Genomic DNA, 24,632 nt, shown 5'->3' on the forward strand with positions numbered 1-24,632 from the left:
CAAGCAACAGACGTTGCGTATTTGGGGTCAGCCGCGCCGTAGGATTCTTTTGCTTTCGTGATGGTTTTCAGGCACACGCGTGCCGTGATGTGGATCAGTTTTTCGACCCTATCATAAAAAACTGTCGAAATCAATAATTTGCTTCACAACTGCGGATCAGACCAACCCGTCCGGCAGGGACACGGTTAAGCCACAATTGCCAAATTTTCGCCACTTTTCGCGACGGAAAAACGCGCTGTGAACCGTCGCGGAAAGCGCCCTAAGGATCAGTCGCCCTTGCCGGGGTTCGGCGAGAAATATTTCTCGTACTTGCCTTCCACGCCATCCATTTCCTTGGCTTCCGGCATCTCGTCTTTCTTGACGGTGATGTTGGGCCACTGGGTGGCAAAATCAGCATTTACTTTCAGCCACATATCGAGACCCGGCTCGGTATCGGGCTTGATGGCCCCGGCCGGACATTCCGGTTCGCAGACGCCGCAGTCGATGCATTCATCGGGATGAATGACCAGGAAATTCTCGCCTTCATAGAAGCAGTCCACCGGGCAAACTTCCACGCAATCGGTATATTTGCAGCGTATGCAATTGTCGGTCACGACATACGTCATGAGGTACTCCAGCGATTTCTCACATTCGATGGCAGACAGCAATCGAGAGCGAAGACCCGCTTGTCCGCATCCATCCAGGATATCAGCCCGCCAACGCCTTCACGGCGCAACAGCGCATTTGTCCCGTCAGGTAAAGGCTTTGCCCGGGCTTTGCAAGAATAATCCATACGCCAAAGCAACGCGTGGAGGGTCAGTTTTCTAATCCTCCTGCCAGCCCGGCCGCAGCCGGTCCACATCGCGGCGCTCCTTCTTGGTCGGCCGGCCGCTGCCTCGCTCGCGCGTCGCCTGCTCGAACGCGTTCGGCTTTTCGCCCGCGACGGGGGGCGGGGTCAGGTCCTCGTAGAGAAGCCGTGCCTCCTCGTAGGGACCGCGCCGATTGCCGGGTTGCAGGACACGCACCGTGATATCGCGCCGATCGAGCGAAAGAACGATGACGTCGCCGGTCTTCAGTGCAAAGGAAGGCTGGGTGACACGGGCGTCGTTGACCCGGACGTGCCCGGCCTCGATCGCCTTCTGGGCGATCGAGCGGGACTTTTGCAGGCGCGTGAAAAACAGCCATTTGTCGAGACGCTGGCGGAGAACCGACAGGGACTGGGGCTGCTTTTCGCTCATGGCCTTATTTCTTCATCTGCTCCTTCAGGGCAGCGAGCTTGGCGAAAGGTGAATCCGGATCGATCGGCTTTTCCTTGCGCGGCGGACGTGCCTCGAACTGGGCGGCCTGCGGCATTACGCCGCGGTCGTTGCGATCGGGGCGATCCTGGCGATCGCCTTTCTCATGCCGCTGGCCATTCTGCGGCTTGCCGCCGTCACGACCTCGGTTGCGGTCCGCACGACCGCCGCCCTTGCGATTGTCATCGCCACGGGCTTCGCGCCGGCCATCGCCGTCGCGGCGCGGCTCGCCGCCATCGCGACGAGCTTCACCCTGATGCGCCCGATTGCCGGCGCCGCGGTTGCCGTGCGGGCGACCGCCGGAGCGCTGGTTGTCGTTGCGGCCGCCGGGGCGCCACAAAAGAACCGGCTTGGCTTCGACCGGCTCTGCGGGTTCGCCCGCCTGTTCGGCGACGACAGCTTCCGCCTCCGCAGCGGCCGGAGCGGGCGCTGCCTGTTCCGGTGCTGGCTCGGAAGCCTCTTCGTTTGGCGCATCCGCGTCGTCATGGTCGGCCGTCTCGGCCGGCGCTTCGACCGCGGCCGCGTCCGCCGGCGCGGACGCACCACCCGCCTGCGCAGCAAGGAATGCCGCAGCCTCCTCGGCCTTTACGCTGTCGGCGCGATAACCAAGGCCCTTGAGAATCTCCTCCATGTCGTCGGGCGTCGCACCGAGAATGGACAGCATGGCCGTCGTCGCGGTGAAGCGGCGACCGTCATAGGCGCCGTCAGGACGCGGCGTCGTGCCCGGCTTCCACTGCAGGAGCGGCCGGATGAGGTCGGCGAGCCGCTCGAGAATATCGATGCGGACGGCGCGCTTGCCGAGGAACCGGAAGCCGGCCAGCTTGTAGAAGGTGCGCTCGAAAGACGGATCGGTGACGACCGAGGTGCGGCCAGCCGCCAGAACCGGGATGAGCTCGCCATAGCCGGGCTTTTCCATGCCGTCATTCTTCAAGGCCCAGAGCAGCGTGATGAGCTCGGCGGGAGCGGGCTTCAGCAGCGCCGGCATGAAGATATGATAGGCACCGAAGCGAATGCCGTGGCGGCGGATCGAGGCGCGCGCCTCCTGATCCAGCGACTTGACCTCGTCGGCGACGTCGCGGCGGAACATCACGCCGAGATTCTCGACGAGTTGGAACGCCAGGCCCTTGGCAAGGCCTTCGAGATCCTCGGCACGCGACAGGTCGTCGAGCGGCTTGAGGACCGTCGAGATGTGGTGGTTGACGAAGCGCTCGATGCGGGCAAGCACGTGATCACGCGCATTGCCCTGCAGCTGCTCGTCGGCAAGCAGGATGACGCGCGGGCGCATCACATGGTCGCTTGCGGCAAGCCGCGCAACGGGTTCGCCGACCCAGCGCACGAGGCCATCGGAAGCCAACGCCAGATCGGCATTGCCGGCTGCATGCAGGCGCGCGGCGCGCGCTTCGAATTCCAGCGCCAACGCCTTCTGGGCGGCACCCTGCACCGCACGCGCGTCGAGCCCGTCGGTCACTGCCGCCAGCGTGAAACGGAACCCGGCCAATTGTCCCACATGATGCCCTTCAACGAAGACATCGCCATTTACACTGATTTCAGCTTCCAGCATCGCATTCTCTCTCAGGCGCTTCATGAGCACAGATGTCCTGCGATCAACAAAGCGTTTCGTCAACCTTTCATGTAACGCGTCAGACAATCGATCTTCGATTTCCCGCGTCTTTTCTTGCCAGTGTGTCGGATCGGCAAGCCACCCTGGACGGTTAGACACATAGGTCCATGTCCTGATTTGTGCAATTCTCGCGGACAATGTGTCGATTTCACCATCGGTCTGGTCCGCGCGGCGAACCTGTTCGGCCATGAAATCTTCGTTCACTGTGCCACGCCGGACGAGATCGGCATAGATTGTCGAGATCAGATCGGCGTGTTGCGCCGGGGTTATACGACGATAGTCGGGAAGCGCACAGGCCTCCCAGAGCTTTTCTACACGCTCCGGTGTCGTTGCGACACTGGTGATTTCGGGATAACGCGAAAGATAGTCCAGCGCCTGCTGGTCGACGGCCGGCAGAGCCCGCGTCAGACCGCTTACCGTGGGTGCGGCATCAAGGCTTTTCTTCAATGCCGCAAGCGAGGCGAAGCTGACCGCCTTGGAGCGCCATTGCAGCACCCGCACCGGATCGAACTGGTGCGATTCGATGCGGTGGACAAGCTCGTTGTCGAACGGCTCTACCCGCGACGTGACGCCGAAGGTGCCATCGCGCATATGCCGCCCCGCGCGACCGGCGATCTGCGCCAGTTCCCCGGGGTTGAGATTGCGGAACTGATAGCCATCATATTTTCGATCCTGGGCGAAGGCGACGTGATCGACATCGAGGTTCAGCCCCATGCCGATCGCATCGGTCGCCACCAGATATTCGACATCGCCCGCCTGGTACAGTGCAACCTGGGCGTTGCGCGTGCGGGGCGACAGGGCTCCGAGCACGACGGCTGCCCCACCCCTCTGGCGGCGGATCAGTTCGGCGATCGCATAGACCTCTTCCGCCGAGAAGGCGACGATCGCCGTGCGCTGCGGCAAGCGGGTGATCTTCTTCGAGCCGGCATAGAGAAGCTGCGACAGCCGCGGTCGCTCGACGACGGTAATGCCCGGCAGCAATTGTTCCAGGATCGGCCGCATGGTCGCTGCGCCGAGAAGCAGGGTTTCGCTTCTGCCGCGCAGATGCATCAGCCGGTCGGTGAAGATGTGGCCGCGTTCGAGATCGCCGGCGAGCTGCACTTCGTCGATCGCAACGAACGCCGCCTTCGTCTCGCGCGGCATGGCCTCGACGGTGCAGACCGAATAGCGTGCCATATGCGGCGCAATCTTCTCCTCGCCGGTAATCAGCGCCACATTGTGAGCGCCGACCTTTTCGACCAGCCGCGTATAGACCTCGCGGGCAAGCAGCCGGAGCGGCAATCCGATCACGCCGGATTCATGCGCGACCATGCGCTCGATCGCATAATGCGTCTTGCCGGTATTGGTGGGGCCGAGGACCGCGATCACACCGCGGCCGCTCAAGATCATGGGTTGGTCACGCACTTTATCGATCCTGCGCACTTTCACTCTGCGAAGGCCATTCACGGCGGAAAGCCGTTTCAACCGGCGCAGCACACATGCCCACGCAACGGCACAAACGCAAGGGTGCCGGAGCATGAAATACTGCAAATGGGGCATGTGGCCTGCATTTCCACCCGCATTTACCGGATCGGAACAGCTACGGAACGAATCGGAGACGAATCGCTGACTCGCCGGGATTCATTGTTTGTTCACTGCTAGATATTGATTTTCTAAGTCGGATTCGCACCACATGCTGAATCTCATGATCGTCGGAGGAACGGCACGTGGCAGTTAGTCTCATCGGCCGGCGCAGGCTGTGAGATTCGGAATCCAAACTGCTGAAAATTCAGAAAAATTTTACCACGTTGATTAATCCGCCCGCCGGCGGCGCGGCGACTGGTGAGGCCGCGGTGAAAGGCTGGACGAATCGGCGACAAATCGGCGACACCGCGAATTTCCCGGTTTGTTCCCTACAAGATATGGTAGGGGAAGCGGATGTTTAACCATAGGAAACATCGAGTCTTTTGCCAGATTCCGGCCGCCGCTTTTCCGCCGAAGCCGAGTACCTGATCGCTGTGCAAGCGGGAGCGGATCGTCGCCTGCCGCGAAAATGGAAACGGCGCCACAAGGGCGCCGTTCGCAAAGCCCGAGGCACCGCGATCAGACGAAGAACTGGCCGCCATTGGCAGAAATCGTCGAACCGGTGATGAAGCCTGCGTCGTCGGACGCCAGGAACACTGCGATGCGGGCAATCTCTTCCGGTTCGCCGAGGCGGCCGACGGGAATCTGCGGAATGATGCGTTCCGCCAACACCTTTTCGGGGACGGCGCGGACCATTTCCGTGCCGATATAGCCGGGGCAGATGGCGTTGACGGTGATGCCCTTGGCAGCACCCTCCTGCGCCAGCGCCTTGGTGAAGCCGAGATCGCCGGCCTTCGCCGCCGAATAATTGGCCTGGCCCATCTGGCCTTTCTGGCCGTTGATCGAGGAAATGTTGATCACCCGTCCGAAATTGCGATCGCGCATGCCGCTCCAGATCGGGTGCGTCATGTTAAACAGGCCGCTGAGATTGGTGTCGATGACGTCCTTCCAGTTCTCCGGGGTCATCTTGTGGAACATGGCGTCGCGGGTGATGCCGGCATTGTTGACGAGAATTTCGATCGGGCCGAGATCGGCCTCGACCTTGGCGATGCCGGCCGCGCAGGCCGCGTAGTCGGAAACGTCCCATTTGTAAGTCGGGATGCCGGTTTCGGCGGTGAAGGCCTGCGCCTTCTCGTCGTTGCCGGCATAGTTTGCCGCAACCTTGTATCCTGCGTCCTTCAAGGCAATCGATATGGCCGCGCCGATGCCGCGTGAACCGCCGGTGACCAATGCTACTCTGCTCATCCGTCTCTCCCTTTTAGGTTTCTGGCCCGATGCCTGTGCCCGCAGATGCGCACACGGTTGTTCCGGCTCTTGCTCGTGAAGTTGCCCCGGCCGCGCGGCCGGAGCGGTTTGACTAGCGGATGATTGTCACAGCCGTTCGACACACATGGCAACGCCCATGCCGCCGCCGATGCACAGTGTCGCAAGCCCCCTGGATACGCCGCGGCGCTTCATTTCGAACAGCAGCGTGTTGAGAACGCGGGCGCCGGACGCGCCGATCGGATGGCCGATGGCGATCGCACCGCCATTGACGTTGACGATCGACGTATCCCAGCCGAGATCCTTGTTGACCGCGCAGGCCTGCGCCGCAAAGGCCTCGTTGGCCTCGACAAGCTCGACATCGCCGACCGACCAGCCGGCCTTCTCCAACGCCTTGCGCGAGGCGGGAATGGGGCCGGTGCCCATGATCTGCGGATCAACGCCGGCGGTTGCCCAGGAGACGATCCGCGCCAGCGGCTGGATGCCGCGGCGGCCGGCTTCGGCCTCGGTCATCAGCAACGTTGCGGCCGCACCGTCGTTGAGGCCGGAGGCGTTGCCGGCGGTGACGGTGCCCTCCTTGTCGAAGGCCGGGCGCAGCTTTGCCATGGAATCGAGCGTCGCGCCGTGGCGGATATATTCGTCCTGATCGACCGTGACGTCGCCCTTGCGCCCCTTGACGACGAACGGAATGATCTCGTCGGCGAAGCGGCCGGCCTTCTGGGCGGCCTCGGCCTTGTTCTGCGAGGCAAGCGCGAACTGGTCCTGCTCGTCGCGCGACAGCTGCCATTTCTTGGCGATGTTCTCGGCGGTGGTGCCCATGTGATAGCCGTAGAAGGCGTCGGTCAGGCCGTCCTTGATCATCGTGTCGACCATCTTGAAGTCCCCCATCTTGACGCCGCCGCGCAGATGCGCGCAATGCGGCGCCAGCGACATGGACTCCATGCCGCCGGCCACGATGATCCCGGCGTCACCCGTGGCAATCTGCTGCATGCCGAGTGCGACCGCCCGCAGACCGGAACCGCAGAGCTGGTTCATGCCCCAGGCGGTGGCTTCCTGCGGAATGCCGGCCTTGATCGCCGCCTGGCGGGCCGGGTTCTGGCCTTCGCCGGCCGACAGAACCTGGCCGAGGATCACCTCGTCCACTTCGCCGGCATCGACGCCGGCGCGCTCGAGCACACCCTTGATGACCGCCGCGCCGAGTTCGTGCGCGGGCGTATTGGCAAATGCCCCGTTGAAAGACCCGACGGCGGTGCGGCCGGCGCTGGCGATGACGATAGAGGGAGTGCTCATCAGATGTTTCCTCGTTCATTTTTTTCGCAACTGCCAAAGACTGGCAAAGGTCAACGCCCAAGTCAAACGCCATAATGCAGCGATTGCCTTTTCCGCTCCACAATCAAGGCGCGAAAAGAAATTTTGCACCTGCGTCGTCGCATTGCACAAAGAGATTGTCAGAACAGGTTTTTTACGGATACTCTGAAAAACTCAATAAAGACGGGAGCATGGGGAGGAGACCCTGATGGCAAAACACGACGGCCAGATCGTTATCAAAAAATACGCCAACCGGAGGCTCTACAATACCGGAACCAGTACATACGTCACGCTCGACGATCTCGCGGTCATGGTCAAGAAGGGCGAGGAATTCACCGTCCTTGACGCGAAATCAGGCGAGGACATCACGCATCAGGTGTTGACGCAGATCATTTTCGAGCAGGAATCCAAGACCGGCAACACGCTTTTGCCGATTTCCTTCCTGCGCCAGCTGATCTCCTTCTACGGCGACCAGATGCAGATGGTGGTGCCGAGCTATCTCGAACATTCGATGCAGGCCTTCACCGACCAGCAGGTGCAGATGCGCGAGCAGATCAACAAGGCCTTCGGCGACACGCCGCTCGGCAAGAACCTCGCTGTTCCCTTGCAACTGGTGGAGGAACAGGTCCGGCGCAATACCGAGCTGTTCCATCAGGCGATGCAGATGTTCTCGCCCTTCATGGCAGCGACACCGCAGGCCAGGGAGCCGCGCAAGGCCGAAGCCAAGGACATCGACGAGTTGAAGGAACAGCTTCGCGCGCTGCAGACGAAGCTGGAAAACCTCGGCTGACTATAGCCCTTGCCGCGCCTGCCGAAGGCGCGGCACCTGGCCTCTTACAGTCCGATCGAGACATCCCGGCCGGCGCTGCGCATCGACACCGAGAAGCCGGCAATCACATCGATGAAGCTGATCGTCATCAGGATGAAGAAGGTGTGCGTCGCCGCATTGGCGACAAGCAGGAATTCCACCAGGAAGACGATGAACAGCACCATCGACAGCAGGTGATCCATCAAGGCCTTGGAACCGACACGGGTCGCCTTGAGAATTTCGACGAAAAGCAGCACGAGCGCGATGACGATCACGAGATCGCCGACGCTCATTGTCCAGACGGCGCCCGAGAGCATCGTCATCGACAGGACGGTGCTTTCGAAGACCGCGACACCTCCGCTTCCCAGCAGTCCGACCATTCCGAGATTGTAGAGAATGAACGGCAGGATCAGCAACGGAATGGCGGCAATCATCGGCAATGGCTCCCAGTTTATCGCACCGGCCGCCGGGCCGGACATCGATCAATATTTGCCTACAGCATGGTCATGGTCAAGAAAATGACCGCCTCGGAAGGAGCGCCGCGAAAAAGAGCCAGCCTGCAAGCAGACAACAGAAAAGGGCCAGCGAAAGCCAGCCCTTCAAAACTCAAGCCTGACGGCAACGCTGATTAAGCGGAAGCCTTCGGGGTCAGAACCTGGCGACCGCGATACATGCCGGTCTTCAGGTCGATGTGGTGCGGACGGCGCAGTTCGCCGGAGTTCTTGTCTTCGACATAGGTCGGAGCCTTCAGCGCGTCAGCGGAACGGCGCATACCGCGCTTGGACGGGCTTGTTTTTCTTTTCGGTACAGCCATTTCATACTCCACTTATCGGGCAAAACTCTGTTGAGCGGCCAGACCGTTGGCCGGGACAAACAGATGTCAATCTCGGAATTTGCCGGGCTTATACATGCCCCGTAGGCGTTTGACCAGTCCCCACAGGTATTTTTTCATGGCGACCGGCGGCGGGACGAATCACGCTTCGTCTTCCGGCACGATCCAGGTTTCCTTCAGCGCCGCCTCCTGCCACTTGGCGAAGGCAGGGTGCGTCTTCACCGCATCCATGTAGGCGAGCGAGCCGGGATTGCGGGTGAGGTCATAGACCTCGAACCGGTTGACGACGGGCGCAAACATGGCGTCGGCGGCGGTGAAGCGGCCAAACAGGAACGGGCCGCCGGAGCGCGCCACGGCCTCGCGCCAGATCGTCTCGATCCGCTCGACATCGCCCATGACATCATTCGGCAGATTGATCGCCCGCTTTTCGCGGCGCATGTTCATCGGGCAGGCGCCGCGCAGCGCCCGGAAGCCGGAGAGCATCTCCATGGAATAGCTGCGGGCAACCGCCCTTTCGGCCGGATCTTCCGGCCAGAGGCCGGCCTGCGGGAAAAGCTCGGCGACATATTCGATGATCGCCAGCGATTCCCAGACGCGAATATCGCCATGATGCAGCACCGGGACCCGCCCCGTCGGCGAAATATCCCTGAATTTCGGATTGCCGGCCGGGAAATCGAAGGGGATGACGACATCCTCGAAAGGCACGCCGCAGGCTTCCAGCGCCAGCCAGGGCCGAAGCGACCAGGAGGAATAGTTCTTGTTGCCGACATAGAGCGTGAGCTTGGTCACCGGTGTTCTCCAATCCCGTGAATAAGGCTCACGCTATAAAGGGAAAGCCACGTTGAGCGCCAATGAAAAGGCCTGATCTCATTCATAAAGGCATTTGATATATTCGCCCGACCGGCCGGCACGGCGCTCGATCACCGAGGCGAGCCGCCGCAGGCCGCGGCCGGGCTTGCCTGCATTGCGCTCGAACGGATTGGGCAGGGCGACAGCCAGCAACGCGGCCTGGCGGCGCGTCAGCTTGGCCGCAGAAACGCCGAAGTGGTGGCGGGCCGCAGCTTCGGCGCCATAAATTCCCGGACCCCATTCCGCCACGTTGAGATAAAGCTCCATTATCCGCTGCTTGCTCCAGACGAAATCCGCAACAAGCGCCAGGGGAAGCTCCATCCCCTTGCGGATGAAGGAGCGGCCGTTCCAGAGAAACAGGTTCTTTGCCGTTTGCATCGGGATGGTCGAGGCGCCGCGGGTGGATTCGCCCTCCAGCGCATCCGTGACGACGCCGCGCATCTGCACCCAGTCGACGCCGTCATGGATACAGAACTGGCCGTCTTCGGACATCATCACCGATTGCACGAGATTGGGCGAAATCTCGTCGAAGGAGACCCATTGGCGGTCATAACCGCGCAGAAACAAGATATCGCGCAGCATCAGCGTCGAAATCGGGTGAATGAAGCTCGGGATATAGAGGATGATCAAGACATAGGGCAGGAGGACGATGGCGGCGGCGATCAACAGCATGCGGCGCCAGTGCCGACGCAAGATATCGCGCCACCCCCGCGAACGACTGGAAGACACGTCCTCTTCCTCTTCCCGAGTTTCCGGTACGATGTCCACCACCCCTGAGACGCCCGCCTGATAATCCATAAAATTCTCATAGAGCAAGTACGGGCAAAATTGAACGGTTTTCTAAGGTTTGCACCGCAGGCCGCGCCGACCTCTGGCGACATGGTAAAATCCCGTTGCCAGCGGCCTTGCAGTCATGCCAAAGAGCGCCGCATGAGCGAAAACTCCGCATCCTTCAAAATCCGCCTGAAGAACAATGCTGCAGAGGTCGAGGCCTGTCTGGCCGGCATTCTCACCGACACGGCACAACCGGATGAAATCGCCCGGCCGGAACCGCTGCTGGCGGCCATGCGCCATGGCGTGCTGAACGGCGGCAAGCGCCTGCGCCCGTTCCTGGTGATGGAGAGTGCGGCCCTTCTCGGCGGCGATGCACAGGCCGCCTTGCGCATAGGCGCGGCATTGGAATGCGTCCACAGCTATTCGCTGGTCCACGACGATCTCCCGGCCATGGACGACGATGACTTGCGCCGCGGCCAGCCGACCGTGCATATCGCTCATGGCGAGGCAAACGCGATTCTCGCCGGCGACAGCCTGCTGACGCTCGCCTTCGACATCATCGCCGCACCGGAAACAAGGCTTGAGGACCGGCAGAAGACCGAGTTGGTGCTCGCATTGGCGCGTGCCTCGGGCATCGGCGGCATGGCCGGCGGCCAAGCCCTCGACCTGGCGGCGGAAGGACTGGCGCTCGACGAGACGGGCATCACCACGCTGCAGGCGATGAAGACCGGCGCCCTGATCCGCTTTGCCTGCGAGGCCGGCGCCATCATCGCCGGCAGCTCCGATGCCGATCGGCGGTTGATGCGGCAATACGGCGAAAAGATCGGCCTTGCCTTCCAGCTGGCCGACGACCTTCTCGACCTTACGGCGGACGCGGAGACGATGGGAAAGGCGACCGGCAAGGACGCTGCCCGCGGCAAGGGCACGCTCGTTGCCCTGCACGGGAAGGACTGGACCGAGGCCCAGCTCGCGCGGCTGGTGCAGGAGGCTGCCACACTGCTTGAGCCGTTCGGTGAGCAGGCGGACATTCTCAACGAGGCCGCCCGTTTCGTCGCCAATCGCAGGAGTTGACGAATGAGCAAGTTCTGGTCGCCGATCGTCGGCACGCTGAAGCCCTATGTCGCAGGCGAGCAGCCGCGCATCGAGAATCTCGTCAAGCTCAACACCAACGAGAACCCCTATGGTCCGTCGCCCAAGGCAATCGCCGCCATGCAGGCGGCCGTCGCCGATACGCTGAGGCTTTATCCGGATCCGGGCGCGGTTGCACTGCGCGAAGCGATCGCCAGGACCTACGGCGTCTTGCCGGACGAGGTCTTTGTCGGCAACGGTTCCGACGAGGTGCTGGCACATGCCTTCGTGGCGCTGCTCAAGCACGAGAAGCCGCTGCTTTATCCCGACATCACCTACAGCTTCTACCCGACCTATTGCCGCCTCTTCGGCATCGAGGCAGTGGAAATCCCGCTGAACGACGATTTCGGCATCAACATCGGTGATTATGACCGTCCCTGCGGCGCGATCATCCTGCCCAACCCGAATGCGCCCACCGGCATCGGCCTGCCGCTGTCGGCGATCGAGACCCTTCTAGCAGCGCATCCCCAGCAGCCGGTGGTGATCGATGAAGCCTATATCGACTTCGGTGGCGAGAGCGTGATCCCCCTCACCCGGAAATACGACAATCTGCTGGTCATCCACACCCTGTCCAAGTCACGCTCGCTGGCGGGCCTGCGGGTCGGCTATGCCATTGGCCAGCGGCCACTGATCGATGCGCTGGAGCGCGTCAAGGACAGTTTCAACTCCTATCCGTTGGACCGCATCGCGCAGGCGGGCGCCACCGCCGCCATCGAAGACACCGCGTGGTTCGACGAGACACGCCATGCCGTCATCGCCTCGCGAGACCGCGTTTCCGGTGCACTGCGCCAGCGGGGCTTTGCGGTGCTTCCTTCGCAGGCCAACTTCGTTTTTGCCCGCCACCCGGACCACAGCGGCGAGGCACTGGCAAAGGGCCTGCGCGAGCGGGCGGTGCTCGTGCGCCGCTTCCCCGAGCCGCGTATTTCCGATTTCCTGCGCATCTCGATCGGCACGCCGGAGGAATGTAGCCGGCTCATCGAGGCTCTCGACGACATTCTTTGACGCAATATTGTCACCACGACAAAATGCCTGTTTCACCGAATGGAATAACGGGGGCATAGTGGCGCCGAAAAAACCGTCGGAAAATCGCCCATGTCCTCCCTCCTGCCCTATCTGCCGCAGCTCATGGTCGCCTGGGGCGCCTATCTAATCGCCACCGCCTCGCCCGGCCCGGCTGTGCTTGCCATCATCGGCACGTCGATCAGCCGCGGGAGAAGCTCCGGCGTGGCGCTGGCGCTGGGCGTGCTGACCGGTTCCTACATCTGGGCGATGCTGACGGCAGCGGGGCTTTCCGCGCTGATCCGCTCCTACGGCCAGGCGCTGGTCATCCTGAAGATAGCCGGCGGTCTCTATCTGCTGTGGCTGGCGTTCCACGCGCTGAGGGCGGCACTTCGAAAAGAGCCACCGAGGGACATCGCGGAGAACGAGGGTGCCCCCTCCCTGCACCGGCTCTACCTCAAGGGATTGGGTATCCACCTGACGAACCCGAAGGCCATTTTCAACTGGATCATGCTTGTCTCGCTCGGCATGCCGAAGGACGCGCCGGTCGGTGTCACCGCAGCATTCATCGCCGGCTGTATGGTGCTCGGCGTCGCAGTGTTCACCGGCTTTGCGCTTCTGTTTTCACTCGGCGCGGTGAACCGGGTCTACCGCAAGGCGCGCCGCGGGATCGAAGGCGCGATGGCCGGCTTCTTCGCTTTTGCCGGATTGCGGTTGCTGACGGCCAAGCTGTAGCCTATTCGGCGGCCGCCTGGCCCCGGCCGAAGCGCTTCTCGATATAGTCGTTGACGAGCGCCTCGAAATCGCCGGCGATGTTGGTGCCGCGGATCGTCATCGCCTTCTTGCCGTCGATATAGACCGGGGCTGCCGGAAGCTCGCCGGTGCCGGGCAGCGAGATGCCGATATCGGCATGCTTGCTTTCGCCCGGGCCATTGACGATGCAGCCCATGACCGCAACCTTCAGGCCTTCGACGCCCGGATATTTTTCACGCCAGACCGGCATGTTGCGGCGGATATCGTCCTCGATCTTGCGGGCAAGCTCCTGGAACACCGTCGAGGTCGTGCGGCCGCAGCCGGGACAGGCGGCAACGACCGGGATGAACTGCCGGAAGCCCATGACCTGCAAGAGCTCCTGCGCCACCTGCACCTCGCGGCTGCGGTCGCCGCCGGGCTCGGGGGTGAGCGAAATGCGGATCGTGTCGCCGATGCCCTGCTGCATCAGGATGCCGAGCGAGGCGGCGGATGCGACGATGCCCTTGGAGCCCATGCCGGCCTCGGTCAGGCCGAGGTGCAGGGCATGGTCGGAACGGGCGGCCAGCATCGCATAGACGGCGATCAGGTCCTGTACGTTCGAGACCTTGGCCGAGAGGATGATGCGATTGCGCGCCAGGCCGATTTCCTCCGCCAGCTCCGCCGAGATCAGCGCCGACTGGACGATGGTCTCGCGCATGACCTGGCTGGCCGTCAGCGGAAATCCCTTCGCCTGGTTGTCGTCCATCATCCGCGTCAACAGTTCCTGGTCGAGCGAGCCCCAGTTGACGCCGATGCGCACCGGCTTGTTGAATTCGATGGCGCGCTCGATGATGGCGGCGAACTGCTTGTCCTTCTTGTCCCTGAAGCCGACATTACCGGGATTGATGCGGTATTTCGCCAGCGCCTCGGCGCAGGCCGGATGGTCGGCGAGCAACTTGTGGCCGATATAATGGAAATCGCCGATCAGCGGCACGTCGAGGCCAAGGCGCTCGAGCCGCTCGCGGATCTTCGGCACGGCGGCTGCACTTTCGTCGCGATCGACGGTGATGCGCACCAGTTCGGAGCCGGCACGATTAAGCGCTGCGACCTGCGCGACGGTGGCGTCGACGTCTGCCGTGTCGGTATTGGTCATCGACTGCACGACGACGGGTGCAGCTCCCCCGACGATCACGCCACCGACATCGACGGCGACGGAGGCGCGGCGCGGCTGCGGCTCAAAATCGAAGGCGGAAGACATGAAGGCCCCTTGCACGTGCTGTTGCGGCGATTTCCCCTGAGGTGGATGAGGAAGGCCGCCTTGTCAACGGCAACATCATGGATTGACGGCGAATTGATGACCGCAAGGCCGCATGTTGACCTCAGTCGTGCCCTTTCGGATCGGCGTGAACCGCATGATGCGACAAGAGAAGCACCACGATGAACAAGGCCGGGATGCAGGTGAAGATGATCGAAAAACCGGTGTGCTCGGCGATGAAGCCGATCAGTGACGGCGCAAACAGCATGCCGGAATAACCCATGAAGGTGGCGACCGACAGCCCGATGCCCGGGGCCAGTCCCGGCATGTTGCCTGCGGCGGAAAAGGCGATCGGCACCATGTTGGAAATGCCAACGCCGGCCAGCGCAAAGCCGAAGATGGCCAGCGGCGCGTTGGGCGCAAGACCGGCAAGGACGAGGCCGACCAGTGCCGTCAGCGTGCAGACGCGCAGGGTCTTTACGCCGCCGAAGCGGTCGCGCACGTGATCGCCGGCAAAGCGCATGATCGCCATGGTCGCGGAAAAGGCGGCAAAGCCGAAGCCGGACAGAGCGACCGAGGCGCCGAGTTCGTTGCGCAGGTAGAGAGCGCCCCAATCCAGCACGCTGCCTTCGGGTATCATCGAAAACAGTGCCACGAGACCGATCAGCCATGGAAGCGGCGTCATCGGCAGACGCAGCTTCTGCTTGGCGACATCGGGATGCGGCCGGTCGTGCAGAATCATCGGCCAGGCAAGGCCAAGCACCACAAGGCAGAACAGCGTGACGAGGATCGCGTGCGGCAACACGCCAAATTGCGCCATGATGACACCGCCGCTTGCCGAGCCGATGAGACCGCCAAGGCTCCAATAAGCGTGGCATGACGACATGATCGCCCGGCGCATCGACTTCTCCACCTCGACCGCATTGGCATTCATCGCCACATCCATGGCGCCGACGAAGCCGCCGAGCAGGAACATGCCGATCGCTGCCGTCCAGACATTCGGCAAAAGCGTCAGGAGCAGGAGAAGCGGCGACAGGATGATGGCGGTAACCTTCACCACCTTCTGCGAGCCCAACCGGGCGATAAAACCGCCGGCGATCGGCATCAGCACCAGCGAGCCGATGCCGAAGGCGAGGATCAGCAGACCGAGCACGCTCTCGCCGATGCCGAGCTTCTCCTTGAATTCCGGGATCTTCGGCGCCCAGCTTCCGGTGACGAAGCCGTTCATCAGGAACAGCAGCGACACGGCGAGACGGGTTTTCGGCATGTAGGGCGAGCGCACGGCGGCTTGCGGCCGGAGGGTGTTGCGTTGATCCATGATCTTTTCCTGTGTCGTACGTGCGGACTCAAACCGTAATTTCAATGAGATTGCCGTCGGGGTCCTTGAGGACCGCCTCGTAGAAGCCATCGCCCGTCATGCGGGCGGGAGAGATGAGTATTCCTGACGACGCCGCCTGCTCCGCCATTGCATCCACGGCCTCGCGACTGCCGAGCGACAACGCCAGATGGGCGTAGCCCTGCCGTTCCTGAAGCACCTCTTTCGTGATCCAGGGCCCCTGCATCACCTCGATCGAGGGGCCGCCCGTCAGCGTCAGGAAGCGCGAACTGAAGCCCGGCCGGCGGGCGCTCTCGTAGAGATCACCCACGACTGCGCCGAACGTCTCGGCCCAGAAACGGCAAAGGCCATCGAGGTCGGCTGTCCAAAGGGCGACGTGAGCGATTCTCATGCCTTGGTCTTTCGGGCGTGGGCGATAGCAATGCCGGCCGCTTCGTAGCGATCGATGGCATCTGCCGGCGCATCGTGCTCGACAATGAGCGCCGAGCATTGAGCTGCCGCGATGACCCTGTGTGGCGCCGAGGTCGCGAATTTGTCGTTGGTGATTGCCGCCAGCACCGATGCGCTGCCGAGCGCGACAAGCCGCTTGAATTCGGCATCCTCGTATTCGAAGACGGTGAGGCCAGCGTCGATATCGGCGCCACACGCGCCGAGAATGCACAGGTCGGGTCGCAGCGTCTCGATGTCGCGCTGCGCCCTGGCGCCGACCGCAGCGCCGACACGCCGGTCGATCTTGCCGCCGATGACGATCAGGTCAATGCCTGGCTTGTCCATCAGTGCGGCGGCAATCAGCGGCGTGTTCGTCACCGCCGTCAGCTCCAGATCGTCCGGCAGGGCCTTGGCAATCGCCAGATTTGTGGAGCCTGCGTCGAAGAAGACGGTTGTTCCGGGTTTGATGAAGGCAAGCGCGGCCCAGGCAAGTGCGGCCTTGCGCTCCGGCGCCTCGCCGACACGCTGGGCAAGGGTGGTGCTGCCGGGCGTAACCGGCAGCGCGCCGCCATAGACCCGCTCGCAAAGCCCTGCGGCGGCAAGCTCGCGCAGATCACGGCGAATCGTGTCTTCGGAGACGTTGAATTCCTGCGCGAGATCGACAGCCAGCACCCGCCCGGACGCCCGCAGGCGGTCCTGGATCAGCCGTTGACGTTGCTGAAGAAGCAATTCTGCCTGCATGGTTGGTCACATCGTGCATGATTACGGATAAATCGGCACAAACAGGCATACAAAGGTTTTCCTGGCACTTCAACCGAATTGTGAGGGTTGCTGGCAAAATTTGCCGCGAAAACCGCCAGGCCGCCTTGAATTTGAGCGATCGGCGCCAATTTTGCGTGGAAACGGCCGTAATTTGAGAAAACCTTTCGCTGCTGCGCCGCACAATTGAAGTTTTGTGCGCTGTCGGCGGCGGGACCATATGCGATTGTCCTCTCACACCGGCGACGGGCCGGACAGAAAGATGGAAAAAGACAATGAAATGGGTTCACACACTTCTCGCCGCCGCGGCAATCGCGCAGCTGGTTTCGATCGCTCCGGCCCTTGCCGGCGAAAACCTTGAGGCCATCAAGTCGGCCGGGGCGCTGAAGATCGGCACCGAGGGTACCTACGCACCCTTCACCTATCACGACGAAAGCGGCAAGCTCGTCGGCTTCGACGTCGAGATCGGCGAAGCGATCGCCAGCAAGCTGGGCGTCAAGGCCGAGTTCCTCGAAGGTAAGTGGGACGGGCTGATCGCCGGCCTCGATGCCAACCGCTACGACACGGTGATCAACCAGGTCGGCATCACCGAGGAGCGCAAGAAGAAATACGATTTCTCCGAGCCCTATATCGCCTCCAAGGCCGTGCTGATCGTCAAGACCGACAATGAGGAGATCAAGGATTTCCCGGACCTCAAGGGCAAGAAGGCGGCGCAGTCGCTGACCAGCAACTTCGGCAAGCTGGCCGAGGCTTCCGGCGCCGAACTCGTCGGCACCGATGGCTTCGACCAGTCGATCCAGCTCGTGCTGACCGGTCGCACCGATGCGACGATCAACGACAGTCTGTCGTTCCTCGATTTCAAGAAGCACAAACCGGATGCGCCGGTGAAGATCGCCGCCGAGCAGGCGAATGCCGACTATTCCGGCATCATCATCCGCAAGGGCGAGCCTGAGCTTCTCGACGCGATCAACAAGGCGCTGGTAGAAATCAAGTCCGACGGCACCTACGACGCGATTTCGAAAAAGTATTTCGGCGCCGACGTTTCGAAGTAAATTAGGGGAAGACCCCTCCCCAACCCCTCCCCACAAGGGGGAGGGGTTTACCCGTAGCAACATTTCTCCGCCAAGAATTAGCCTCTCCCCCGCCGAGTGTCCGAAAATCGAGAATGCGCGGCATTGAAGCCCCTCCCCCTTGTGGGGAGGGGTTGGGGAGGGGTATTTGCCGATATTAGAAAGACCTTTCGAGGAAGAAGATCGTGCCCTCCTGGCTCCAACTCATGCTCGATTCGCTCCTGCCGCTGTTGCGGGCCGGACTGATCTTCACCATCCCGCTGACGCTGCTGTCGTTCGCTCTTGGCCTGGCGCTCGGGCTCTTGACGGCGATTGCCCGTCTGTTCGGGGCCAAGCCGCTGGTTGCCGTGGCGCGGTTCTACGTCTGGGTCATTCGCGGCACGCCGCTGCTCGTCCAGCTTTTCGTCATCTTCTACGGCCTGCCGAGCCTCGGCATCCTGCTCGACGCCTTTCCCGCGGCGCTGATCGGCTTCACGCTCAACATCGGCGCCTATACGTCCGAAATCATCCGCGCCGTCATCTCCTCGGTACCGCGCGGCCAGTGGGAGGCGGCCTATTCGATCGGCATGAGCTGGGGCCAGGCGATGCGCCGCACCATCCTGCCGCAGGCGACCCGCGTTGCCGTGCCGCCGCTGTCCAACACCTTCATTTCGCTGGTCAAGGACACCTCGCTCGCCGCTGCCATCACCGTGCCGGAACTGTTCCAGACGGCACAGCGCATCGTTGCCACCACCTATGAACCGCTGATCCTCTATATCGAGGCGGCGCTGATCTACCTGGCGCTCAGCTCCGTTCTCTCCGCCCTGCAGGTGCGGCTGGAAAACCGCTTTGCCCGCTATGGCGGCTTCCTGGAGGCGCGCACATGATCGAGCTCACCCATATCGAAAAGCGCTTCGGCGACAATGTCGTCCTGAAGGACATCAGCATCACCATCGCCGAAGGCACCGTCACCGCGCTGGTCGGCCCCTCAGGCGGCGGCAAGAGCACGCTGCTTCGCTGTGTCAACCTGCTCGAAATCCCGACATCCGGCGCGATCCGGCTGGGCGAGGAGCGCATCGAGTTCTCCCCAAACAGGAAGACCGGCTGGGACGCCATTCAGCGCCTGCGCCGCCAGACCGGGATGGTCTTCCAGAACTTCCAGCTTTTCCCGCACCAGACAGCGATCGAGAATGTCATGGAAGGGCTGGTGACCGTCCTGAAATGGCCGAAGGACAGGGCACGGGCGCGGGCGCACGAACTTTTGGAAAAGGTCGGCATGGCCCACAAGGCCGATGCCTGGCCGGCGACGCTCTCCGGCGGCCAGCAGCAGCGCGTGGCGATCGCCCGGGCGCTGGCCCCTTCGCCGCGCGTGCTGCTCTGCGACGAGCCGACCTCGGCGCTCGACCCGGAACTGGCCGAGGAAGTCGTCGAGGTCCTGAACCGGCTCGCGGCCGAGGGCACGACGATGATCATGGCCACCCACGACCTGCGGCTCGCCTCGAAAGTCGCCGACCAGGTGCTGTTCCTCGACGGCGGCCTGATTGTCGAAAGCGGCCCGCCGAAAAACATCTTCCAGGCGCCGCAGCGGGAACGCACGAAGAAGTTCATTTCCTCGCTCAACATGGGCAACGACTACGAAATTTGAGGATAGGGCACGCTCCCACCCCCTCCAAAAGTCGTCATCCTCGGGCTTGACCCGAGGATCCATGCTCCGGATATCGGAGATACGCAGTGGCCATTACATCTGGATCCTCGGGTCAAGCCCGAGGATGACGGAGCAAGAGGTTAGCGACTGGCCGCAAGCCGAACGAGGATGCTCCATCGCTTAAATCATCCCCGTTTTTCTCCCGAGGTGGTCTCCAACGCGGCTGATGCCGCGGCTGGATCCCGGCTCAATACCGGGATGACGGTGAGAACAGGGACAGTCTCACGGAGAACGGGTGTCGGTCACCCCCCGTAGACGATCAAGAGGTCCTTCGTGTCGATCTGGTCGCCGGTGCGCACAAGAACTTCGGCGATCGTGCCGTCCTTCTCGGCGTGCAGCGCCGTCTCCATCTTCATCGCCTCGATCGAAAGCAGCACGTCGCCGGACTTGACCGCCTGGCCGGCATGAACGGCGACGGTGGAGATGACGCCCGGCATCGGCGCGCCCAGATGGGCGGCGTTGCCGGCTTCCGCCTTGCGGCGCGCGGCGCTGGAGGCCGAGCGGTTGCGGTCCGGCACCTTGATCAGGCGCGGCTGGCCGTTGAGCTCGAAGAACACCTTGACCATGGCCTGCTCGTCCGGCTCGCTCTTGGCCTGGTGCAGGATGACCAGCGACACGCCTCTTTCAAGTTCCGGCAGCAGCTCCTCGCCGGCCGACAGCCCGTAAAAATAGGCGGGCGTGGGCAGCACCGAGACCGGACCGTAGGTTTCGGCGGCCTGCGCATAGTCGGTGAAGACCTTCGGATACATCAGATAGGAGGCAAATTCGAAGTCGCTGACCTTGCGCTCCAGCTTGGTCTCGATGTCCTTGCGCTCCTTGTCGAGATCGGCATCCGCAAGCAGCGAACCGGGACGCGCGGTATAGGCCTTCTCGCCCTTCAGCGCCTTTGCCTGCAGCGCCTTCGGCCATCCGCCCGGCGGCTGGCCGAGATCGCCCTTCAGCATCGACACGACCGAATCCGGGAAGGAGACGTCCTTGGCCGGGTTCTCGACATCGGCGACCGTCAGGTCCTGAGAGACCATCATCAGCGCCATATCGCCCACAACCTTGGAGGACGGCGTCACCTTGACGATGTCGCCGAACATCTGGTTGGCATCGGCATAGGCCTGCGCCACCTGGTGCCAGCGGGTCTCCAGCCCGAGCGAGCGGGCCTGTTCCTTGAGGTTGGTGAACTGGCCGCCCGGCATTTCATGCAGATAGACTTCCGAAGCCGGCCCCTTGAGGTCGCTTTCGAAGGCGGCATACTGGTTGCGCACCGCTTCCCAGTAGAAGGAGATGCGGCGGATCCACTCGGGATCAAGGCCCGGATCGCGCTCGGACCCGCGCAGCGCCTCGACGATCGAGCCGAGACAGGGCTGCGAGGTGTTGCCGGAGAAGGCGTCCATCGCCGCATCGACGACGTCGACCCCGGCATCCACAGCGGCAAGGACGGTCGCGGCGGAAATGCCCGAGGTATCATGCGTGTGGAAATGGATCGGCAGGTCGGTCGCCTCGCGCAGAGCCTTGAAAAGCACCATCGCCGCCGCCGGCTTCAGCAGGCCGGCCATGTCCTTCAGCGCGATCATGTGCGCGCCGGCCTTTTCCAGCTCGGTTGCCAGCGCGGTGTAGTATTTCAGGTCGTATTTCGGCCGGGCCGAATTGAGGATGTCGCCGGTATAGCAGATCGCCGCCTCGCAGATCTTGTTCTCCTCGGCGACCGCATCCATCGAGACGCGCATGTTGTCGACCCAGTTGAGGCAGTCGAACACCCGGAACACGTCGATGCCGCCCTTTGCCGCTTGGCGGACGAAGTATTTGACGACATTGTCGGGATAGTTTTTGTAGCCGACGCCATTGGCGCCGCGCAAAAGCATCTGCAAGAGCAGGTTCGGCGCATCCTCGCGCACCCTGGCGAGACGCTCCCAGGGATCTTCGGTCAGGAAGCGCATTGACACGTCGAAGGTGGCGCCGCCCCAGCATTCGAGCGAGAACAGGTTGGGCAGGGCACGGGCATAGGTACCGGCGACCCGGGCGATGTCATAGGTGCGCACGCGGGTGGCGAGCAGCGACTGATGGCCGTCGCGCATGGTCGTGTCGGTCAAGAGCACGCGCTTTTCCGCCCGCACCCACTCGGCGAACTTCTTCGGACCGAGTGCATCGAGCTTCTGCTTGGTGCCGTCGACAATCGCTGCCTTGCTGTGGGGGACGATCGGCTTTGCCGCATCCGCGCTCGGCTTCGGCCGGCCCTTGGCTTCCGGGTGCCCGTTGACCGTCACGTCGGCGAGGTAAGTCAAGAGCTTGGTTGCGCGGTCCTGGCGCTTGACCTGCTGGAACAGCTCGGGCGTCGTGTCGATGAAGCGGGTGGTGTAGGAATTGTCCTTGAATTTAGGGTGGCTGATGATCGCTTCCAGGAAGGTGAGGTTCGTCGCCACCCCGCGAATACGGAATTCACGCAGGGCGCGGTCCATGCGGGCGATCGCCTCTGCGGGATTCGGCGCCCACGCGGTGACCTTGACCAGCAGCGGATCGTAAAAGCGCGTGATGACAGCTCCCGGATAGGCCGTGCCGCCGTCGAGGCGAATACCGAAGCCGGACGCCGAGCGGTAGCCGGTGATGCGGCCATAGTCCGGGATGAAGTTCTGTTCCGGATCTTCGGTGGTGATGCGGCACTGCAGCGCATGGCCGTTGAGACGGATGTCCTCCTGTTTCGGCACGCCCGATTCCGGCGTCCCGATGGCAAAGCCGTCGAGGATGTGGATCTGCGCCTTGACGATGTCGATGCCGGTCACGACTTCGGTGACGGTATGCTCGACCTGGATGCGCGGATTGACCTCGATGAAGTAGAATTTGCCGGTATCCATGTCCATCAGGTACTCGACGGTACCGGCGCCGATGTAGTTCGTCGCCTGGGCGATCCGGGTCGAATAGCCGGCCAGTTCCTGGCGCTGCGCTTCCGTGAGATAGGGAGCCGGAGCGCGCTCGACGACTTTCTGGTTACGGCGCTGGACGGAGCAATCCCGCTCAAACAGGTGCACCACGTTGCCGTGGGTATCGCCGAGCACTTGGCTTTCGACATGGCGGGCACGCTCGACCAGTTTCTCCAGATAGACCTCGTCCTTGCCGAAAGCGGCCATTGCCTCGCGCTTGGCTTCCGTCACCTCGCGGATCAGGTCCTTGGGGTCGCGGATCGCGCGCATGCCGCGCCCGCCGCCGCCCCAGGAAGCCTTCAGCATCACCGGATAGCCGATTTCTCCGGCGAGCCGCTGGATCTCGGCAGGATCGTCCGGCAATGGTTCGGTCGCCGGCACGACTGGCACGCCGATCTCGATCGCCAGATTGCGGGCGGCGACCTTGTTGCCGAGGCGCCGCATCGTGTCACCCGACGGCCCGATGAAGATGATGCCGGCCGCCTTACAGGCATCGACGAATTCCGGGCTTTCCGACAGAAGGCCGTAGCCCGGATGGATGGCATCGGCGCCCGACAGCTTGGCGACGCGGATGATTTCATCGATCGACAGATAGCTCTCGATCGGACCGAGATCGCGTGGGAGATGCGGGCCGCGGCCGATCTGGTAGCTTTCGTCCGCCTTGAACCGGTGCAGCGCGAGCTTGTCCTCCTCCGCCCATACCGCAACCGTTTTTATTCCCAGCTCGTTTGCAGCGCGAAACACGCGGATGGCAATTTCGGAACGATTGGCGACAAGGATCTTTGAAATGGGCAAGTCGGACTCCTCAAGACTTGAACGCGGTCATGCTGCACCGCGAAAAGGACTATTAGCGGTTCATGACAGGAAGTTCAATTTCAGAGTCGACACAAGGGCGTTCAATTTCGTCAGGAAATCAATCCCAGGCGGAACGATAGGGCAACCGCGTGGTGGCGGTTTTTCGCGCGCAGTTTCTCCTGGATGCCGTTCATGTACCAGTCGACGGTATGGTTGGAGATGTCGAGGATCCGGCTGATCTCGTTCGAGGTCATGCCGTCGGCCAGATAGTTCAACGCTTCCATCTCGCGGCGGGTCATCTGCACATCGACGGTGGAGACCATGTCGGCGAGAACCGCCGGATCGGTCAGTTCGAGAAGCCGCCAGAAGATCTTCTTGGCAATGCCGTCGAACAGGCTCATCTCCACCGGGCTGAGATCGACAACGCGGCCGCCGAGCGACAAATTGCCGAGCAGTCCGCGACGCCCGTGGACGGGAAAAATGTACCCGTCGTGAAGGCCATAGCCGCGCGCCTCGACCATCATGCGTTCCATGCGCTTGCGGTGCGGATCAGAGCGGAAGGCAACCAGCGTTTCGCGCCAGCGGAAACCGCGCTGCGCATGGCCGAGAAAGCGTATCGTAGGGTCGATGATGACGTATTTTTTCTTGATGTAGATCTGCGGCCAGCCGTCCGGCCAGCGCCCGGCGAGCAGCAGGCTCATGGGATTTTCATTCGGCTTCGGCTGGCGGACTACTCCGTAGTAGTCAAAGCCGTAGCGGTCCAGGACCCGCTCGAACTCCTGAACGATTTCGTCCCTGCTCGTCATTTCGTCGATCAGCGCCAGAAACTGCACCAGCAACGTAATATTCATAAATGCCCCTTGAAAAAATTCATTCCAGTCTTTCGGCAGCGCCCACCGCAGCGCAACATGAATGTCCTGTTCAGCACCCATTCATGTTGCAATCGCAATAATCCCTCCGTCAGCCATGGAGCCACCTAACACCGCATCGCCGTTCACCCGCAAGGCGCGAAAAATAGCAAACTATGAATAATTTTACCGGACGACACGTGCAATTTGTCTCTCCCGGTATTTATCACAGATGGGCTTGTTCGTTCGACCTGAAAGTTGATCAAGACGATGTTTTGTTTTGCCATGGAAGACAAAGGAAGAACTGGAGATTTACCGTGAAGAACTAAGCGGGGTCATCAAGGATGATGGTTCACGATGTTCACTTCCGGAGGATATCCTTCGTTCTCAGTAACTTAT

22 protein-coding genes are annotated in these 24,632 nt (G+C 62.1%); 7 read left to right on the forward strand and 15 right to left on the reverse strand.

Annotated features, from left to right (window positions below):
* Nucleotides 1-266: 266 nt before the first annotated feature.
* The 5 genes from fdxA to JNB71_RS19795 form a co-directional block, all read right to left on the reverse strand.
* A complete protein-coding gene (gene fdxA / locus JNB71_RS19775; protein ID WP_112859337.1) occupies nt 267-605 on the reverse strand; it encodes a ferredoxin FdxA in 339 nt (112 codons plus the stop codon).
* A gap of 198 nt (nt 606-803) precedes the next feature.
* Entirely contained in the window at nt 804-1,217 is a 414-nt protein-coding gene (locus JNB71_RS19780; protein ID WP_220373501.1) for an RNA-binding S4 domain-containing protein, read from the reverse strand.
* A 4-nt stretch (nt 1,218-1,221) separates the two neighbouring features.
* Entirely contained in the window at nt 1,222-4,284 is a 3,063-nt protein-coding gene (locus JNB71_RS19785) for a helicase-related protein (RefSeq protein WP_220373685.1), read from the reverse strand.
* Between the two features lie 693 nt (nt 4,285-4,977).
* Nucleotides 4,978-5,703, reverse strand: coding sequence for a beta-ketoacyl-ACP reductase (locus JNB71_RS19790; RefSeq protein WP_220373502.1), 726 nt, complete (start codon nt 5,701-5,703; stop codon nt 4,978-4,980).
* A gap of 126 nt (nt 5,704-5,829) precedes the next feature.
* Nucleotides 5,830-7,011, reverse strand: a complete 1,182-nt coding sequence (locus tag JNB71_RS19795) for an acetyl-CoA C-acetyltransferase (protein WP_220373503.1) — start codon at nt 7,009-7,011, stop codon at nt 5,830-5,832.
* Between the two features lie 226 nt (nt 7,012-7,237).
* On the opposite strand from JNB71_RS19795, the gene phaR reads away from it, so the two are divergent.
* Nucleotides 7,238-7,819, forward strand: a complete 582-nt coding sequence (gene phaR / locus JNB71_RS19800; RefSeq protein WP_018328419.1) for a polyhydroxyalkanoate synthesis repressor PhaR — start codon at nt 7,238-7,240, stop codon at nt 7,817-7,819.
* Between the two features lie 44 nt (nt 7,820-7,863).
* Here the strand turns inward: phaR and JNB71_RS19805 are convergent, their stop codons facing one another.
* From JNB71_RS19805 to mtgA, 4 genes are all read right to left on the reverse strand, one after another.
* Nucleotides 7,864-8,271: a hypothetical protein gene (locus JNB71_RS19805; RefSeq protein WP_220373504.1), complete on the reverse strand. Its 408-nt coding sequence runs from the start codon at nt 8,269-8,271 to the stop codon at nt 7,864-7,866.
* Nucleotides 8,272-8,465: 194 nt separating this feature from the next.
* Entirely contained in the window at nt 8,466-8,651 is a 186-nt protein-coding gene (gene rpmF, locus JNB71_RS19810; protein ID WP_026203804.1) for a 50S ribosomal protein L32, read from the reverse strand.
* 159 nt (nt 8,652-8,810) lie between these two features.
* Nucleotides 8,811-9,458, reverse strand: coding sequence for a glutathione S-transferase family protein (locus tag JNB71_RS19815; RefSeq protein ID WP_220373505.1), 648 nt, complete (start codon nt 9,456-9,458; stop codon nt 8,811-8,813).
* Between the two features lie 78 nt (nt 9,459-9,536).
* Nucleotides 9,537-10,316 carry a monofunctional biosynthetic peptidoglycan transglycosylase gene (gene mtgA / locus JNB71_RS19820; RefSeq protein ID WP_220373506.1) on the reverse strand — a complete coding sequence of 260 codons (780 nt, stop codon included), beginning with the start codon at nt 10,314-10,316 and terminating at the stop codon, nt 9,537-9,539.
* Between the two features lie 132 nt (nt 10,317-10,448).
* Here mtgA and JNB71_RS19825 point away from each other — a divergent pair, with 132 nt between their 5' ends.
* From JNB71_RS19825 to JNB71_RS19835, 3 genes are all read left to right on the forward strand, one after another.
* Entirely contained in the window at nt 10,449-11,363 is a 915-nt protein-coding gene (locus JNB71_RS19825; protein ID WP_220373507.1) for a polyprenyl synthetase family protein, read from the forward strand.
* A gap of 3 nt (nt 11,364-11,366) precedes the next feature.
* Nucleotides 11,367-12,422, forward strand: coding sequence for a histidinol-phosphate transaminase (gene hisC / locus JNB71_RS19830; RefSeq protein ID WP_220373508.1), 1,056 nt, complete (start codon nt 11,367-11,369; stop codon nt 12,420-12,422).
* A 90-nt stretch (nt 12,423-12,512) separates the two neighbouring features.
* Nucleotides 12,513-13,154, forward strand: a complete 642-nt coding sequence (locus JNB71_RS19835) for a LysE family translocator (protein ID WP_220373509.1) — start codon at nt 12,513-12,515, stop codon at nt 13,152-13,154.
* Nucleotide 13,155: 1 nt separating this feature from the next.
* Here the strand turns inward: JNB71_RS19835 and ispG are convergent, their stop codons facing one another.
* The 4 genes from ispG to JNB71_RS19855 all read right to left on the reverse strand — a co-directional run bounded on the left by ispG (nt 13,156) and on the right by JNB71_RS19855 (nt 16,912).
* A complete protein-coding gene (gene ispG, locus JNB71_RS19840) occupies nt 13,156-14,409 on the reverse strand; it encodes a flavodoxin-dependent (E)-4-hydroxy-3-methylbut-2-enyl-diphosphate synthase (protein ID WP_220373510.1) in 1,254 nt (417 codons plus the stop codon).
* A gap of 121 nt (nt 14,410-14,530) precedes the next feature.
* A complete protein-coding gene (locus JNB71_RS19845) occupies nt 14,531-15,724 on the reverse strand; it encodes an MFS transporter (RefSeq protein ID WP_220373511.1) in 1,194 nt (397 codons plus the stop codon).
* 28 nt (nt 15,725-15,752) lie between these two features.
* Complete coding sequence (locus JNB71_RS19850; protein ID WP_220373512.1) at nt 15,753-16,133, reverse strand: VOC family protein; 381 nt, start codon at nt 16,131-16,133, stop codon at nt 15,753-15,755.
* Entirely contained in the window at nt 16,130-16,912 is a 783-nt protein-coding gene (locus tag JNB71_RS19855) for a DeoR/GlpR family DNA-binding transcription regulator (protein ID WP_220373513.1), read from the reverse strand. Before JNB71_RS19855 ends, JNB71_RS19850 begins: the two co-directional genes overlap by 4 nt.
* 293 nt (nt 16,913-17,205) lie before the next feature.
* Here JNB71_RS19855 and JNB71_RS19860 point away from each other — a divergent pair, with 293 nt between their 5' ends.
* The 3 genes from JNB71_RS19860 to JNB71_RS19870 all read left to right on the forward strand — a co-directional run bounded on the left by JNB71_RS19860 (nt 17,206) and on the right by JNB71_RS19870 (nt 19,624).
* Nucleotides 17,206-17,982 (forward strand): amino acid ABC transporter substrate-binding protein, encoded by a 777-nt coding sequence (locus tag JNB71_RS19860; protein WP_220373514.1) that lies wholly within the window; start codon nt 17,206-17,208, stop codon nt 17,980-17,982.
* Nucleotides 17,983-18,185: 203 nt separating this feature from the next.
* Entirely contained in the window at nt 18,186-18,866 is a 681-nt protein-coding gene (locus JNB71_RS19865; protein ID WP_220373515.1) for an amino acid ABC transporter permease, read from the forward strand.
* Nucleotides 18,863-19,624: an amino acid ABC transporter ATP-binding protein gene (locus JNB71_RS19870; RefSeq protein WP_220373516.1), complete on the forward strand. Its 762-nt coding sequence runs from the start codon at nt 18,863-18,865 to the stop codon at nt 19,622-19,624. Before JNB71_RS19865 ends, JNB71_RS19870 begins: the two co-directional genes overlap by 4 nt.
* A 302-nt stretch (nt 19,625-19,926) precedes the next feature.
* Here the strand turns inward: JNB71_RS19870 and pyc are convergent, their stop codons facing one another.
* Entirely contained in the window at nt 19,927-23,385 is a 3,459-nt protein-coding gene (gene pyc / locus JNB71_RS19875; RefSeq protein ID WP_220373517.1) for a pyruvate carboxylase, read from the reverse strand.
* A gap of 110 nt (nt 23,386-23,495) precedes the next feature.
* The gene (locus tag JNB71_RS19880; protein ID WP_220373518.1) at nt 23,496-24,236 is read right to left on the reverse strand and encodes an autoinducer binding domain-containing protein; all 741 of its coding nucleotides are present in this window, start codon (nt 24,234-24,236) and stop codon (nt 23,496-23,498) included.
* Nucleotides 24,237-24,632: the final 396 nt, after the last annotated feature.

The organism is Rhizobium herbae (assembly GCF_019511375.1).
Lineage (GTDB): Bacteria > Pseudomonadota > Alphaproteobacteria > Rhizobiales > Rhizobiaceae > Pararhizobium > Pararhizobium herbae_A.

Excerpts from the sequence above, each read along its gene's own strand:
- JNB71_RS19845 (WP_220373511.1), bottom strand. The coding sequence starts at position 15,724 with ATGGATCAACGCAACACCCTCCGGCCGCAAGCCGCCGTGCGCTCGCCC.
- mtgA (WP_220373506.1), bottom strand. The coding sequence starts at position 10,316 with ATGGATTATCAGGCGGGCGTCTCAGGGGTGGTGGACATCGTACCGGAA.
- hisC (WP_220373508.1), top strand. The coding sequence starts at position 11,367 with ATGAGCAAGTTCTGGTCGCCGATCGTCGGCACGCTGAAGCCCTATGTC.
- ispG (WP_220373510.1), bottom strand. The coding sequence starts at position 14,409 with ATGTCTTCCGCCTTCGATTTTGAGCCGCAGCCGCGCCGCGCCTCCGTC.
- JNB71_RS19870 (WP_220373516.1), top strand. The coding sequence starts at position 18,863 with ATGATCGAGCTCACCCATATCGAAAAGCGCTTCGGCGACAATGTCGTC.
- JNB71_RS19790 (WP_220373502.1), bottom strand. The coding sequence starts at position 5,703 with ATGAGCAGAGTAGCATTGGTCACCGGCGGTTCACGCGGCATCGGCGCG.
- fdxA (WP_112859337.1), bottom strand. The coding sequence starts at position 605 with ATGACGTATGTCGTGACCGACAATTGCATACGCTGCAAATATACCGAT.
- JNB71_RS19835 (WP_220373509.1), top strand. The coding sequence starts at position 12,513 with ATGTCCTCCCTCCTGCCCTATCTGCCGCAGCTCATGGTCGCCTGGGGC.
- JNB71_RS19780 (WP_220373501.1), bottom strand. The coding sequence starts at position 1,217 with ATGAGCGAAAAGCAGCCCCAGTCCCTGTCGGTTCTCCGCCAGCGTCTC.
- JNB71_RS19795 (WP_220373503.1), bottom strand. The coding sequence starts at position 7,011 with ATGAGCACTCCCTCTATCGTCATCGCCAGCGCCGGCCGCACCGCCGTC.
- JNB71_RS19880 (WP_220373518.1), bottom strand. The coding sequence starts at position 24,236 with ATGAATATTACGTTGCTGGTGCAGTTTCTGGCGCTGATCGACGAAATG.
- JNB71_RS19785 (WP_220373685.1), bottom strand. The coding sequence starts at position 4,284 with ATGATCTTGAGCGGCCGCGGTGTGATCGCGGTCCTCGGCCCCACCAAT.
- JNB71_RS19860 (WP_220373514.1), top strand. The coding sequence starts at position 17,206 with ATGAAATGGGTTCACACACTTCTCGCCGCCGCGGCAATCGCGCAGCTG.
- JNB71_RS19855 (WP_220373513.1), bottom strand. The coding sequence starts at position 16,912 with ATGCAGGCAGAATTGCTTCTTCAGCAACGTCAACGGCTGATCCAGGAC.
- JNB71_RS19805 (WP_220373504.1), bottom strand. The coding sequence starts at position 8,271 with ATGATTGCCGCCATTCCGTTGCTGATCCTGCCGTTCATTCTCTACAAT.
- phaR (WP_018328419.1), top strand. The coding sequence starts at position 7,238 with ATGGCAAAACACGACGGCCAGATCGTTATCAAAAAATACGCCAACCGG.
- JNB71_RS19850 (WP_220373512.1), bottom strand. The coding sequence starts at position 16,133 with ATGAGAATCGCTCACGTCGCCCTTTGGACAGCCGACCTCGATGGCCTT.
- rpmF (WP_026203804.1), bottom strand. The coding sequence starts at position 8,651 with ATGGCTGTACCGAAAAGAAAAACAAGCCCGTCCAAGCGCGGTATGCGC.
- JNB71_RS19825 (WP_220373507.1), top strand. The coding sequence starts at position 10,449 with ATGAGCGAAAACTCCGCATCCTTCAAAATCCGCCTGAAGAACAATGCT.